At 42.6% G+C, this 14,686-nt stretch carries 14 protein-coding genes; 10 read left to right on the top strand and 4 right to left on the bottom strand.

The window, feature by feature from the left end; all coding sequences use genetic code 11:
- The first annotated feature begins 463 nt into the window (after nt 1–463).
- The 3 genes from ACE1CI_RS29365 to ACE1CI_RS29355 are packed head-to-tail and all read left to right on the top strand — an operon-like array spanning nt 464 to nt 2,520.
- The gene (locus tag ACE1CI_RS29365; RefSeq protein WP_413262909.1) at nt 464–1,150 is read left to right on the top strand and encodes an ATP-dependent Clp protease proteolytic subunit; all 687 of its coding nucleotides are present in this window, start codon (nt 464–466) and stop codon (nt 1,148–1,150) included.
- 20 nt (nt 1,151–1,170) lie between these two features.
- Complete coding sequence (locus ACE1CI_RS29360) at nt 1,171–1,839, top strand: ATP-dependent Clp protease proteolytic subunit (RefSeq protein WP_413262910.1); 669 nt, start codon at nt 1,171–1,173, stop codon at nt 1,837–1,839.
- A gap of 54 nt (nt 1,840–1,893) precedes the next feature.
- Nucleotides 1,894–2,520 carry an ATP-dependent Clp protease proteolytic subunit gene (locus ACE1CI_RS29355; protein WP_413262911.1) on the top strand — a complete coding sequence of 209 codons (627 nt, stop codon included), beginning with the start codon at nt 1,894–1,896 and terminating at the stop codon, nt 2,518–2,520.
- 349 nt (nt 2,521–2,869) lie between these two features.
- Here the strand turns inward: ACE1CI_RS29355 and ACE1CI_RS29350 are convergent, their stop codons facing one another.
- On the bottom strand, nt 2,870–3,250 hold the full coding sequence (locus ACE1CI_RS29350; protein ID WP_413262912.1) for a response regulator: 381 nt from the start codon (nt 3,248–3,250) through the stop codon (nt 2,870–2,872).
- A complete protein-coding gene (locus ACE1CI_RS29345; protein ID WP_413262913.1) occupies nt 3,237–4,451 on the bottom strand; it encodes a GAF domain-containing protein in 1,215 nt (404 codons plus the stop codon). The genes ACE1CI_RS29350 and ACE1CI_RS29345 overlap by 14 nt, the downstream gene beginning before the upstream one ends.
- A 214-nt stretch (nt 4,452–4,665) precedes the next feature.
- Between ACE1CI_RS29345 and ACE1CI_RS29340 the strand changes: the two genes are divergently transcribed.
- A complete protein-coding gene (locus ACE1CI_RS29340; RefSeq protein WP_413262917.1) occupies nt 4,666–5,277 on the top strand; it encodes a J domain-containing protein in 612 nt (203 codons plus the stop codon).
- A gap of 232 nt (nt 5,278–5,509) precedes the next feature.
- Here the strand turns inward: ACE1CI_RS29340 and ACE1CI_RS29335 are convergent, their stop codons facing one another.
- Complete coding sequence (locus tag ACE1CI_RS29335) at nt 5,510–5,866, bottom strand: four helix bundle protein (RefSeq protein ID WP_413262914.1); 357 nt, start codon at nt 5,864–5,866, stop codon at nt 5,510–5,512.
- 143 nt (nt 5,867–6,009) lie between these two features.
- On the opposite strand from ACE1CI_RS29335, the gene ACE1CI_RS29330 reads away from it, so the two are divergent.
- From ACE1CI_RS29330 to ACE1CI_RS29310, 5 genes are all read left to right on the top strand, one after another.
- Entirely contained in the window at nt 6,010–6,270 is a 261-nt protein-coding gene (locus tag ACE1CI_RS29330) for a MoaD/ThiS family protein (protein WP_413262915.1), read from the top strand.
- Nucleotides 6,271–6,735: 465 nt separating this feature from the next.
- Nucleotides 6,736–9,882 (top strand): tetratricopeptide repeat protein, encoded by a 3,147-nt coding sequence (locus ACE1CI_RS29325; protein ID WP_496615913.1) that lies wholly within the window; start codon nt 6,736–6,738, stop codon nt 9,880–9,882.
- Between the two features lie 242 nt (nt 9,883–10,124).
- Nucleotides 10,125–11,429 (top strand): threonine synthase, encoded by a 1,305-nt coding sequence (gene thrC, locus ACE1CI_RS29320; RefSeq protein ID WP_413262944.1) that lies wholly within the window; start codon nt 10,125–10,127, stop codon nt 11,427–11,429.
- Between the two features lie 243 nt (nt 11,430–11,672).
- Nucleotides 11,673–11,948: a MoaD/ThiS family protein gene (locus tag ACE1CI_RS29315; RefSeq protein WP_496615912.1), complete on the top strand. Its 276-nt coding sequence runs from the start codon at nt 11,673–11,675 to the stop codon at nt 11,946–11,948.
- A gap of 250 nt (nt 11,949–12,198) precedes the next feature.
- Nucleotides 12,199–12,828 (top strand): DUF2996 domain-containing protein, encoded by a 630-nt coding sequence (locus ACE1CI_RS29310; protein ID WP_413262946.1) that lies wholly within the window; start codon nt 12,199–12,201, stop codon nt 12,826–12,828.
- 54 nt (nt 12,829–12,882) lie between these two features.
- On the opposite strand, the gene ACE1CI_RS29305 is transcribed toward ACE1CI_RS29310, so the two are convergent.
- Nucleotides 12,883–13,404, bottom strand: a complete 522-nt coding sequence (locus ACE1CI_RS29305) for an NINE protein (protein WP_413262947.1) — start codon at nt 13,402–13,404, stop codon at nt 12,883–12,885.
- 202 nt (nt 13,405–13,606) lie between these two features.
- Between ACE1CI_RS29305 and acsF the strand changes: the two genes are divergently transcribed.
- Nucleotides 13,607–14,683 (top strand): magnesium-protoporphyrin IX monomethyl ester (oxidative) cyclase, encoded by a 1,077-nt coding sequence (gene acsF, locus ACE1CI_RS29300; protein ID WP_413262948.1) that lies wholly within the window; start codon nt 13,607–13,609, stop codon nt 14,681–14,683.
- Nucleotides 14,684–14,686 lie beyond the last annotated feature (3 nt).

Raw genomic sequence — 14,686 nt, 5'->3', positions numbered from 1 at the left:
ATAACAACCAAAAGCTGAGCCTTTGACCGTTGCAGTATTGTTAAACTTCACTTAATTTGTACTTAAGCCTACTTAAATATAGACTTAAATGCTCAATTAAGCTATAATTTTAGCTTCAGACCATAGTCACTAATGAGTGATAACTAAAATTCAGTCAGGCAAAAACCTTAAGTAATAACTTAAGTTGAAGCAGTCCCAAATATCAATCTGATGATGGGATAGAGGGTGAGTAGCCATCCATTTAGGGTAAAACCTCCTAATAAAACTAAGACCATTAATATTTGTCTATGCTTTTAGTAGCTATACTTCACGGCAAACTCAGAGGGTTACGCACAATTACCCCAGGATAAAACACCACAAGTGGTGTAGGGATCACTACACCAGTTATATTTCAGGCATATCCCAAAGCGCGTTACTATGAAAAATACACAATGCCATAGAATTAATTGGGCTCAACGCGCTTATGGAATCACCTATAAAGGCAATGCAAGCTTCATATTACGGAGATGCCTCTTTCCGAACACCACCTCCAGATTTGCCTTCTCTATTGCTGAAGGAAAGAATTGTTTATTTGGGAACTCCGATAGTTTCCCCAGATGAATATAAGCGCCAAATGGGAGTTGATGTTACTAAGCTAATTATTGCCCAGTTGCTTTATCTGAAATTTGACAATCCAGAGAAGCCGATTTTCTTCTACATTAACTCCACAGGAACATCTTGGTATACTGGCGACGCGATCGGCTACGAAACAGAAGCCTTTGCCATCTGCGACACCATCAACTACATCAATATCCCTGTGCATACCATTTGTATCGGTCAAGCAATGGGTACCGCAGCCATGATCCTATCCGCAGGCACAAAAGGCTGTCGAGCTAGTTTACCTCATGCCACTATTGTTTTGAATCAACCTCGCAGTGGAACCAGGGGACAAGCAACAGATATCCAAATCTACGCACAGGAAGTCTTGGCAAACAAAGCAGCCATGCTAGATATCATGTCGAAAAATACAGGACAGCCCGCAAATAAAATTGCCAAAGACACCGAACGGATGTTCTACATGACACCCCAAGAAGCCCAAGAGTACGGGCTGATCGATCGCGTCCTCGAAAGCAGAAAAGATCTGCCAGCGCAAATACCCGCCTTAGTTTAAGGAACAGCAAGTTATTCATTATGCCTGTTAATTCAGCACTTCGAGTTCCGTACAATATTCCAGGTAGTAACTACTGGCAATGGGTGAATATTTACACTCGCTTAAGCCAGGAACGCATTCTGTTTTTAAATCAGCCACTAACAACTGATGTGGCAAATTCTTTAATTACGGCAATGTTATATCTGGACTCGGAAGACCAAAGTAAACCGATATACATCTATATCAATTCTTTGGGCGATCCAGTCTTGGCAGGAATGACAAATGAAAGTCTGGGGATGATGTCAATTACGGCTGGCTTGGCAGTTTATGATTCAATGCAGCACGTTAAGTCAGAAATCTTCACCATTTGTCTAGGTCAAGCAGTTAGCATGGCAGCGCTGATTCTATCATCTGGAAGCAAAGGAAAACGAGTTAGTTTACCTCATGCTTCGATCGCACTGACTCAGTTTCGCAGCCTCACCCAAGGACAAGCAACCGACATTCAAGTTAGTGCTAAACAAGTGTTGGACAAAAAAACCTTGCTGTTAGAAATTTTCGCCCAAAATACTGGGCAATCAGTTGAGAGAATCGCTAAAGATACCGAACGCATTCTTTACATGACACCCCAAGAAGCCCAAGAGTACGGACTGATCGATCGCGTTCTCACTAGCAGCAAAGCCCTACCCAATACAGTTGCAGCCTTAACTTAATCAAGTCTGTTCAACTATTCCCAGAAAAAATTACACCAAAACCCCCCGAAAACTATGCCTATTGGTATCCCAAAAGTTCCCTATCGCCTTCCCGGTAGTACCTACGAACAATGGATCGATCTCGAAGATCGTCTATTTCGGGAACGGATTATTTTCTTGACTGAAGAAGTAGATGATACGATCGCCAATGCGATCGTTGCTTATATGCTCTACTTAGATTCCGACGATCAAGGAAAGCCAATTTATCTGTATATCAACTCTCCCGGTGGATCGGTCACTGCTGGTATGGCAATTTATGACACCATGCAATACATTAAATCAGAAGTAGTGACGATTTGTGTCGGTCTAGCTGCTTCAATGGGTTCCTTCCTCCTAGCCGCTGGCACCAAAGGCAAACGCCTAGCACTACCCCACTCTCGGATCATGATTCACCAACCATCCGGCGGTACCAGAGGACAAGCAACAGACATTGACATCGAAGCCAGAGAAATCTTGAGAATTCGTCGTCAACTTAATGATATCTATGTCCAAATGACTGGTCAGACCTTAGAAAAGATCGAAAAAGACATGGATCGTGACTTTTTCATGTCAGCTGAACAAGCAAGAGAGTACGGTTTAATCGACAAAGTGATTGACGAACGTTCTCCCGAAGCCAAAGCAGAAACACTCGCCACTCGCTAATCAGTAGGGTGCGTTAGGCGCAAGCCGTAACGCACCATCAATTCTACGTTAACGCACCCTACACTCTTGCCCTAATGAGGGCTTGCTTCAAAAAGGTAAAAGGTAAGATATGCAAAGGTTTTAGCCATTTTTTGCCCACAATAAATGCAAGGCTATCACAATCTTTTAGTGCAAAAACCTTGCCTTTTTGGGGGAAATTGTAGGGTCACGGCATTCAAAAGATAACGTAGGAGTTGCAAATATTAATGATGCCGTGTCCCTACCCTCACCAACAGACTTTTTCAGCAAGCCCTAATTAGTAACGCACCATCAATTCAGGATTCGGTGCGTTAACGCAGTGTAACGCACCCTACATTGACTCCCCAGAAAACTTATTAATAATCGCCATTAAATTGGAAAGATCGTAAGGTTTGTTTAAGTAATAGCAAATCCCCAAAGAATCAGCTAATTCTTCGATATCGGCGTAAGCTGTCAGCAAAACAACCGGAAATTTCATTCCTTGCTCACATAATTTTTCGTAAACCTTTGTCCCAGTTAACTTGGGCATTCGGTTGTCTAATAAAATAAGGTTTGGTTGTTCTTTTATTGCCTTTTCCAAAGCTTCTTGACCATCTTGTGCTTCTATAACCTCCCACCCTTCGCTCTCGATGAAAATAGAAAGTAAGATGCGGTTATCATCATCGTCGTCAGCAATAAGAATTTTACCTTTTACTTGATTACTGATATTCATAAATTTTCCTTAGTGTTGGTATTCTCAGAATAAAAGGATGCGGCTGCGATCGAACCATATTCAGTGCAGGAATTGGTGTTATAGTAATTTCTCCTAAACCTAAAGTTGGTATTTTACAGATTTTTACTAATACTGACCCACCTGAACCTACCAGTTCAAAAGCCCGCAAGAAATAATGAAAAAGATTTTTGAAAAAGATTTGGTAATCTGCCTCTACCCAAACTTCCTCCTCAGTTTGGATAATAATTTCAATTTCTCGAATTTTGGTTTCTGTCGCTAATAAATCAACTAATTCCTGAACTGCATCACTTAAACAAATAGGTTGCATTTGTTCTGTTTCTGCAAAGGAAGCTAGATTACGCCAAAGTGTGGCTCGATGCCGAAATAACTGAATTAATTCTTCAGCTTGGTGGAGTAATTGTTTGGCATAATCAAATTTGTTTCCCGCTACTAAACGAGAGGTCATTTCTAGTCGGAGACGTGCCGCAGAATGTGCTTGAACTATATCTTGATACAAATTATCTAATGGTTGAGCATTTTCTGGATTAGTCGTCACTACGCTACGAACATCGGCTTCCAAACGTCGGAATAGCATTTCGGCTTCAACACCGTGAGATGCACAAATTAAGATGTCTTTGAGCCGTTGTCCGACTTCCCGTTGGCGAACGGAAATACTTAATGCACCAATGACTTGATGTTTGTCATTTCGTAAGGGTATTCCTTGACAAGTAAAGGGATGAAAGCCTGCAATAAAATGTTCTGCGGCTACGATTTCCACATAGCTATTTTCGGCTAAGGGAGTTCCAATGCCGTTAGCACCACCTACCGCTTCTGATAGCAAAGATCCAGGATCGGGAACTCTTTCGGGACCATTGACACTTTGTTCGTCACCAACAACATCTAATACGATCGCGTTTTGTTCGCTAAGCATTACGGCATGGCGATCGGACTTCGCAGCTTGGGATAGTATTTTCATGTATGGACGAGCCGCACAAATCAGAGGATCTTGCTGTTCTAGTAACCGCTGAGTATCTAATTTAGAGAGTTTTTCTGCTTTCAAAGCCTGGGGATTTGCTCCTTGAATGTGAGATCTTTCCCAAGCTCGATAAATCACGTCACGCAGACTATCAGCAGGAATCGCACCCTTAGCTAAATACTTCCGTCCGGCTTCTAGAGCTTCCCTGGATTGAAATGTTGTCATCGGCTCAAAACCAAGAAAATAATAGCTTACCAATCCGCAAAAATATGTCTATATTTACATTGTCAATCTGTCTGAGCCAAAAAGACGCTTTTCTTAACCAATTTTTATAACCAACTACCTTGAATTTCTGGTTATTATGGTTAGCTTCCCAGAACACCAGCTGATCTTTATCCCAGCCTTTGCTATTATCGGCGTAAGTTTTATAGTTACTTCCATGAATCTGGCAGATTGTTATAAATCATTAGGACTAAATACGGGATCTTCTAGAGAGGAAATTAAAGCTTCCTATCGTCGCTTGGTAAGAAAATATCATCCTGATGTTAATCGTGACGATCGACAAGCGAAGGACAAGTTTATTGCTATTCAGGAAGCTTATGACTTCCTGATGGAAAATGTCAAGGAACCAGAAGTTTCTCCCCAGTCAACGGCGAGTCAACAAAGTCAACAAAAGGTATCGACACCGCCTCAAGCCAAAGTAACTAAGACTAATAAAGTAAAAACTATTGAGATTCAACCGCCGCTCTCACCAGAAGAACAAAAGTTAAAGTGGCAATCTTATAATCAACTTCAGGTTTTGTTGAGAGATCAAAGGTATCCGAGAGCGATCGCCCTAGTCGAAGGATTAGCCCAACGTCTCCCCGAAGATTTAGAAGTGCGTCAGTGGCAGGCTATTACTTATCAGCGTACAGGTCGGCATTTTGTCGATCGTAAACAACTAGAAAAAGCCAGAGTTTATCTCAAAAAAGCCCTAAAAATCGACCCCCACAACCGTTCCCTCTGGCAAGAAGTAGAAAGAGACTTCCGCCGCATCGAACAAATATATTAATAACTCAAGTTGCTAGTTATAAGTTTGGCTCTTTCTTAGCCCCCCTTATTAAGGGGGGTTGGGGGGATCTAAACATAGTAATCACAGCCGAAGATCCCCCCTAACCCCCCTTACTCAAGGGGGGAACTCCGAAAGAATTAACAACTAGCAACTTGCGTTAATAGGGAATAGGGAAAGGCAACATTGTAGGGTGCGTTACGCTGGCGCTAACGCACCATCCCTATATTCAAACTCAACTACCCAAAGATTTCAAGTAAGCACTAAGCTTAGAAGACAATTCATCAATAATTGGCTTAATTTTACTAGCTTGCTCCTGCGTAATTAACTTCCGATTCCAAGCCAATCGCAAAGCATGAATAGTCTCATATAAACAACCCCTAGCTTGCCGCACCAACTGTTGATTATCTTGCTGCTCTTGCACAGTTCCCGCAGCGATATTTGCTCCAATACAATCAGCCGAAATAATTATTTGCTTACCTAGAGAATCCTTATCAAAATCATTCCAATCTTGCACTAACCGCCAAATTTCGTTAGCCAACTTTTCCGATACTTGATAAACCGGAAGCCTTTCAAATTCAGGTTTTCCCATATAACTTTCCTTCTCTACTCCTAGAATTAGTTACTAGATAAATACCATTAAGTTAGCTTCGCTAGGTTAATTATATAATATAATGTTTATTTTCTAGCTTATCCCAGCTAAAAACAAATCAGCAATACTTAACTAAGTGTAATATGACTCAACATAAAATTACTATTACAATTAAATTGTTTGCTGCCTATCAAGAAGCTTACGGCGTACCGGAATTAGTGCGAGAATTTCCCTCAGAAACTTCTGTGGGCAAAGTATTAGAAAACATCATTACCGAACATCCAGAACTTGCTCAATGGCGGGAAATTACTCGTTTTGGTGTCAATCTTCAGTTTGTAGAACCGGATACAATTTTGCAAGACGGCGATGAACTGGTGTTTATTCCCCCTGTGAGTGGCGGTTAATACAAGTACGTTGTTGCGCTTGGGCGCTTTTCCCACTGAAGTGGGAACAACGAACTAGGTTTATCTAAATCTTCGCAAAAATATGTGAAATTCATTTGTTTTCAGTCCACTTGTTGTAGGGGCGGGTTTAGAAAGTATATTTTGTTTCTCACAGAGAATCTCACAACAAAACCCGCCCGTACTGCTATTAGCCAGGGAATTGATTCGCAGGCGGGCTCGCAATCGCAGGTGCAAGATTTCAGCGAAAAAGATCCCCCATTATCCCCCTTACCAAGGGGGACTTGAATCTAAATTCCCCTTAGCAAGGGGGACTTGAATCTAAATCTCCTTGGCAAGGGGATTTGAAAGAAATTGCGGATGACAGAGAGGGGTTAATAATTTATACTTTTGGGAAAATCTTTTTAACTGCATAAGTTCTCAGGTGCTAGATATATATGCCACTGAGGAGCTTTTTAATTAACCGCTATGCGTTTACCAAAACTCTCAATTGCTACATTTATTGCTTTACTCACTGTTTTTGCAGATACTTCTATTAGTTTCTATTCGTTGACAAGTTTGCCAGTGCCAAAAGTTTTGGCGCAGACGAATAGTGAAAGAAAAGCTGAAGCAGATCGACTTTTACAGCAAGGGTTTCAGCAGCTTAGAAATAGTCAACATAGAGAAGCATTACAGTCTTGGCAAGAAGCATTGGTTATTTATCGGGAAATAGGCGATCTCAAGCATGAAGCAGCAGCACTCATAACTTTAGGTCTTGCTTACAATGCTCTGGAAGATTACCAGAAAGCGTTAGATTCCTTGCAGCAGAGTTTAGCCATTGCCAGGGAACTCAAAGATCCGAGACTCGAACAGTCAGTTCAGCAAGTACTTTCAACAGTTCAACAACAAAATAACCCTCACAAAGCGGAAGCAGATCGACTTTTAGAGCAAGGTGCTCAGCAGTATCAAACCAGTAAATTTAGAGAAGCATTGCAGTCTTTTCAACAGGCATTAGCTATTTATCGGGAAATTGGCGATCGCAAAGGTGAAGGAAATGCACTGGGAAATCTGGGTCTTGCTTACGATTCTCTGGGAGACTACCGCAAAGCGATTGAGTACCAGCAGCAGCGTTTAGCGATTGCACGAGAAATTGGCGATCGCAAAGGTGAAGGAGCAGCACTGGGAAATTTGGGTCTTGCTTACGATTCTCTGGGAGACTACCGCAAAGCGATTGAGTACCAGCAGCAGCGTTTAGCGATTGCACGAGAAATTGGCGATCGCCAAGGTGAAGGAAATGCACTGGGAAATCTGGGTGTTGCTTACCGTTCCTTGGGAGACTACCGCAAAGCGATCGAGTATTACCAACAGAGTTTAGCGATTGCACGAGAAATTGGCGATCGCCAAGGTGAAGGAAATGCACTGGGAAATCTGGGTGTTGCTTACCGTTCCTTGGGAGACTACCGCAAAGCGATCGAGTATTACCAACAGAGTTTAGCTATTGCACGAGAAATTGGTGATCGTCGAGGTGAAGGACGATCTATGGGAAACCTGGGTGGTGCTTACCGTTCCTTGGGAGACTACCGCAAAGCGATCGAGTATTACCAACAGAGTTTAGCGATTGCACGAGAAATTGGCGATCGCCAAGGTGAAGGAAATGCACTGGGAAATCTGGGTATTGCTTACCATTCCCTGGGAGACTACCGCAAAGCGATCGAGTACCAGCAGCAGACTTTAGCGATTGCACGCCAAATTGGCGACCGCCAAGGTGAAGGAGCAGCACTGGGAAATTTGGGTATTGCTTACGATTCTTTGGGAGACTACCGCAAAGCGATCGATTACCAGCAGCAGCATTTAGCGATTGCACGAGAAATAGGCGAGCGCAGGGGTGAAGGACAATCTCTGGGAAATCTGGGTAATGCTTACGGTTCTTTGGCAGACTACCACAAGGCGATTGAGTATTACCAACAGAGTTTAGCGATTGCACGAGTGATTGGCAATCGTAGGGGTGAAGGAATAGCACTGGGAAACCTGGGTATTGCTTACTATTCTTTGGGAGACGACCGCAAAGCGATTGAGTATTACCAACAGAGTTTAGCGATTGCACGAGAAATTGCTGATCGTCGAGGTGAAGGAGCAGCTTTAAATAATTTGGGTGCAGCTTTCTACGAATCTGGAAATTTAGCCCAAGCAGAGAAAACCCTATTCCAGGGAATTGAAGTTAGTGAATCTCTCCGAGAGAGATTAGGTGACGACGATGCTAACAAAGTGTCTATTTTTGAGGAACAAGCTCGTACCTACCGCATTTTACAAAAAGTCCTAATTGCCCAAAATAAAACCACAACAGCATTAGAAATTTCCGAACGAGGTAGAGGCAGAGCTTTTGTCGAATTACTCACCAGAAGACTTTCAGCTAACCCCAAAGAAATCATCCCTGCTGCATCTTTAAATCCAACAATTGCCCAAATTAAACAAATTGCCCAAAAGCAAAATGCCACTTTAGTACAATATTCAATTATTTTTGAGGATTTCAAAATTCAAGGAAAAGAACAACCGAAAGAATCAGAATTGTACATTTGGGTAATCAAACCCACAGGTGAAGTCAACTTCCGCAAAGTCGATCTCAAACCTTTATGGCAACAACAAAACACTTCCCTTGGAGAACTTGTTACTAACACTCGTGACTCTATTGGTGTCAGAGGTCGTGCAACTGCAATCATCGTCCCCAAACCCGGAGTTAACGAAAAACAACGCCTGCAAAAACTCCACTACATACTAATCAAACCAATAGCCGATTTACTCCCAACAGATCCCAATAATCATGTTATATTCGTACCCCAATCAGAGTTATTCTTAGTTCCCTTCGTCGCCTTACAAGACGAAATTGGCAAACATTTAATCGAAAAACATACAATTCTCACCGCACCCTCGATTCAAGTCTTAGAATTAACTCATGCTAAAAAAGCAGAAATGCAGCAAAGCAGAGGTGCAGGAGAAAAGAGTTTCCAAAATTTAATTGTCGGTAATCCAACCATGCCATCTTTAACCTTAAAAATAGGTGAACCACCAGAACAATTACCATCTTTACCAGGAGCACAACAAGAAGCAATTGAAATTGGTAAATTATTCAATACTCAACCTTTAATTGGTTCTCAAGCTAAAGAAGCAACAATTAAATCTCAAATCTCTCAAGCTAACATTATTCACTTCGCCACACACGGACTTTTAGATTATGGAGAACTGCAAGGAAAATATCGTGCAGGAGTACCGGGTGCATTAGCATTTACACCCGACGAAAAAGAAGATGGTTTGCTGACTTCTGATGAAATACTCGATTTAAAATTGAAAGCTTCCTTAGTAGTTTTAAGTGCTTGTGATACTGGGAGAGGAAAACTTACAGGTGATGGAGTAGTTGGATTATCTCGCGCTTTTATTACTGCGGGAACACCCAGCATTGTTGTTTCTTTGTGGGCGGTTCCTGATGCCCCAACCTCTGATTTAATGAAGGAATTTTATCAGCAAATGAGGACAAATCCGAATAAGGCGCAAGCGTTACGTCAGGCAATGTTAACTATTATGAAAACTCGCCCTCATCCAAAAGATTGGGCAGCTTTCACTTTCATCGGAGAAGCATTTTAAAGCATTACGCCCTGCCAAAAAGTTTGTTGTAAGCGCTTTAGCGCTCTTCCCACTGAAGTGGGAACAACGAACGGTTTGTTGTGAGCGCTTTAGCGCTACTCCCACTGAAGTGGGTACAACGAACTTAAGAATTTTAAACCCGACAAAAAAAGTCGGGTATGTTTGACGTGATTTTCAGGGCGTGATAGCATTCCAAAAAGTTGATAGTTCGGCAGATTTTCAGAGCGAGAGAGAGCAAGATCATGACCCAGGCAATTACAACCCAAAACCAAGGAAAGATAAGCACCGTTAAAGGTTTGAAGTGTAAAGAGTGTGGTGCTGAATACGAAGCCAAGGCAATTCACGTTTGCGAATTCTGTTTTGGCCCGTTGGAAGTGGCTTATGATTACGATGCTCTTCGTCGTTCTGTGACTCGCGAAACTATTCAAGCTGGCCCAAATTCGATTTGGCGTTATCGGGCATTTTTGCCTGTGGAAACTGATAACCCCATTGATGTGGGAACTGGGATGACTCCTCTGGTGCGTGCGAATCGTTTGGCTCGTCGCCTGGGTTTGAAAAAGCTTTATATTAAAAACGATGCGGTCAATATGCCTACCCTCAGCTTCAAAGATAGGGTGGTATCGGTGGCTTTGACTCGCGCTCGTGAGTTGGGTTTTACTACGGTTTCTTGTGCGAGCACTGGTAACTTGGCTAATTCTACAGCTGCGATCGCAGCCCACGCCGGACTCGACTGCTGCGTATTCATCCCCGCTGACTTGGAAGCCGGAAAAGTCCTGGGTACACTGATTTATGGCCCTACCGTAATGGCAGTCCAAGGAAATTACGACCAAGTAAACCGTCTCTGCTGTGAAGTGGCAAATACACAAGGTTGGGGATTTGTCAATATTAATTTGCGTCCCTACTACTCCGAAGGTTCCAAAACTTTAGGTTACGAAGTCGCCGAACAACTGGGTTGGGAATTACCAGATCATATAGTTGCGCCTTTGGCTTCTGGTTCTTTGTTCACCAAGATTTACAAAGGTTTCCAAGAATTTATTAATGTCGGTTTGGTTGCGGATAAGAGTGTGAGATTTAGCGGCGCACAAGCTGACGGTTGTTCGCCTATTGCTCAAGCTTTCCGGGAAAATCGGGACTTTGTGCAACCAGTAAAACCGAGTACAATTGCAAAATCGATCGCAATTGGCAACCCAGCAGACGGCATCTACGCCTTAGAAGTGGCGCGGAAAACAGGCGGTAACATTGAATCAGTCAACGATGCCGAAATCGTAGAAGGCATGAAGCTACTGGCAGAAACCGAAGGTATTTTCACCGAAACCGCAGGCGGAACCACAATTGCCGTCCTGAAAAAATTAGTCGAAGCTGGTAAAATTGACCCCGAAGAAACCACAGTAGTTTACATTACCGGAAACGGTTTGAAAACTCAGGAAGCAGTTCAAGGTTACATCGGCGAACCTTTAACAATTGAACCAAAATTAGACAGTTTCGAGCGTGCTTTGGAACGTTCTCGCACCTTAGAACGCCTCGACTGGCAACAAGTACTTGTATAATTATTAACGCAAGTTGACAGCTAGATTTAGTAAGGTGCGTCAGACAATTCAAATTTATGCGAGGCGCACTAATTTTAAGCTTCTGACGCACCCTACAGATTTAGAACGCCTCGTGGCAACAAGTGCTTGTATAAGTATTAGCTTTTTGCGTTTTGCGATCGTGCTAATAGATAATGGGTAATCGGTGCCAAGAAACACCAATTACCCATTAATAATCACCAATGACCAATTACCGAATTAACTATGTCCGTTAAAGTTTTAGTTCCCACACCCCTGCAAAAGTTTACCAACGAGCAAGCAACTATAGAATGCAGCGCAGACAGTATCGAAGAATTAATTGATTCTTTAGACGAAACTTGTCCCGGCATTAAATCACGTTTATGTGACGAACATGGACAAATTCGCCGCTTTTTAAACCTCTACGTCAACAGCGAAGACATCAGATTTTTGGATGGAAAAACCACACCCTTAAAAGATGGCGACGAAGTAAGCATCGTTCCCGCTGTAGCTGGCGGTTGAGTTCTCGGAGCAGAGGGGCAGAGGGGCAGAGGGGCAGAGGAGCAGAGGGGCAGAGGGGCACAAAACTCAGAACTTTCTCCCTAACTCAAAACTCAAAACTTCCCCAGTCCCCAGTCCCCAGTCCCCAGTCCCCAGTCCCTTTATTGCAGATTATTAGATATTGTAAAAATATGTGTCTTGCCTTTTAGCTGGTGAAATTGCTCAGCTGAATTAGAGTTCTCGATCGTAAATTAAAGGTTGAACTGAAGTTATGGCAGAAGAAACCAATCACAATGAAGCGGGAGAAGTAGCTCCTAGCACTGTAGAACAGCAAGCTCCTACTGTTTCCGAAGAAAATGCTCCCAGCACTGACTCACCTGTAGCGACAGATATCCCTAGTGCTAATGCACCCGATCCTAACGCAGTTAGTTCCGAACAAAATCCGAATGCGGTAGGTGATAAAAAGACGGTAGATGAGGAAAAAGCTGCGAAAAAACCTGCGGCTGCGAAAAAGGAAAAAGCCCCCGCAGTTGAAGATAAACCTTTTGCTGAGTTTATTCCCCAAGATTATTTTCCCGCATTAACAAAGTCCCTAGCTAAACAAGGCGTTCAGGATTTAGAGCTAAAGTTGGAGAAGCAAAAAATCCCTGTTATTGGCTATGCAACACAGCCGGAATGTTGGCAAGTTATTGGTAGCTGGGGTAATGGTAAACGTCAATTCCGCGTGTATTTCTTGTCTGAAAACATTAACGGACAAAAAGGTTTTTCCTATTCGGAAAATGAAGGTAAACCTAGCACTCTTGAACCTTTCTTGATTGATGAACGGAAAGTCAGTTTAGATTTACTGGTGTTTGGCGTTGTCCAACGTTTAAATGCCCAAAAGTGGCTAGTCAGAAATTAGTTTGGCAAGCTAGAGATTCTAGATCCCCGACTTCTTGAAGAAGTCGGGGATCTGTCACAGTTCTACAAATTCGTACACTACAACACCAGTAACGGGATCGTTATCAATTCTTACATAACCAGCTTTGACTAATTGCATTAATGCGCCTTCTATTTCCGAAAAAGTCATACCTGTATCCATAACTGCTTGAGTAACGGAAAGTTTGCCACCTCTAGCAGCTGCGGTTTTGACTAGTTTAACCATTAGTTGGTCACGGTTTAAGGGGAGAGTTTGGGAAACGGCTGGTTGATTGAATGGTATTAGATTAGGTGCATAACCGAATTTGCCTCGGAGTTTTAAGTTGTGTTCTTCTACCATTCCCGGAATCAGAAATAAATCAATAAATTGTCCAATTCCAAATAAGCCAAAGGTACACAGCCAAATAACGCCTGTGAACATTTTGCGGTTATAGATGCGGTGTAAACCGTGTAGTTGTAGCAAGCAAGCTAACCAAAGTATGTAGCTAGTGCCAACATTATTACCAACGTTACTGTTAACGTTATTCATTGCTGAATTAGTTATTTTGCGATCGTCCATTTTTTTATGATAGTTATTTTGTTATTGAGTGTTTGGTGTACCTTTGGTAGCAGTTATTTGTAACAAAACTTGATACATTGTTGCAAGTCTTAACGCGATCGCTCATCTAAGAGAGGCGATACCTTGGTAGACTAAAACCCATGCCCTAACAAGCGTCGCATCAGCAGCGATCGATCTTACAGATCAAAAAACAGAGATACCTATGGTAGATTCCCTTAAGAAACCCAGTTTTGAAGAATTACGCCCAGGAATAAAAGTTCCGGCAAAAGAAACCATCCTCACGCCTCGGTTTTACACCACTGACTTTGACGAAATGGCGCGGATGGACATCTCACCCAACGAAGACGAACTGCAAGCGATTTTAGAAGAATTCCGTGCTGACTATAATCGCCATCACTTTGTCCGGGATGCAGAATTTGAACAATCCTGGGATCACATCGACGGGGAAACTCGCAGGTTGTTCGTTGAGTTCCTAGAACGTTCTTGTACTGCTGAGTTCTCTGGATTCCTACTTTACAAAGAACTTGGACGACGCTTAAAAGATAAAAGTCCGGTTTTGGCGGAATGCTTTAACCTGATGTCACGGGATGAAGCACGTCACGCAGGATTTCTCAACAAAGCGTTGTCTGACTTTAACTTGTCCTTAGACTTAGGATTCCTGACAAAGAGCCGGAAATACACCTTCTTTAAACCAAAATTCATTTTCTACGCCACCTACCTTTCCGAAAAGATTGGTTACTGGCGCTATATCACCATTTACCGTCACTTAGAAGCCCATCCCGAAGACCGAGTTTATCCCATCTTCCGCTTCTTTGAAAACTGGTGTCAGGACGAAAACCGTCACGGCGACTTCTTTGACGCAATAATGAAAGCGCAACCGGACACTTTGAACGACTGGAAAGCAAAACTCTGGTGTCGGTTCTTCCTGCTGTCGGTATTTGCTACCATGTTCCTCAATGACATTCAGCGGGCTGATTTCTATGCGGCGATTGGTCTAAATGCACGGGATTATGATATCTACGTGATTGAAAAGACCAACGAAACTGCTGGCAGAGTCTTCCCAGTAATGTTGGATGTCAATAATCCAGAATTCTATCAGCGTTTGGATGTTTGTGTCCAAAATAATGCCAAACTGACCGAAATAGTTAACTCCAATCAGCCAAAATTCCTGCAATTGCTGCGGAAATTACCTCTGTACATTTCTAATGGTTGGCAATTATTGCGGCTGTATTTGATTAAACCAATTGATGTAACATCTTTGCAAGGAACAGTCAAATAAATT

Origin of the sequence: Floridaenema flaviceps BLCC-F50 (assembly GCF_041929275.2) — a bacterium.
Taxonomy (GTDB): domain Bacteria; phylum Cyanobacteriota; class Cyanobacteriia; order Cyanobacteriales; family Aerosakkonemataceae; genus Floridanema; species Floridanema flaviceps.
This window is presented reverse-complemented; position numbering and strand designations above follow the sequence as displayed.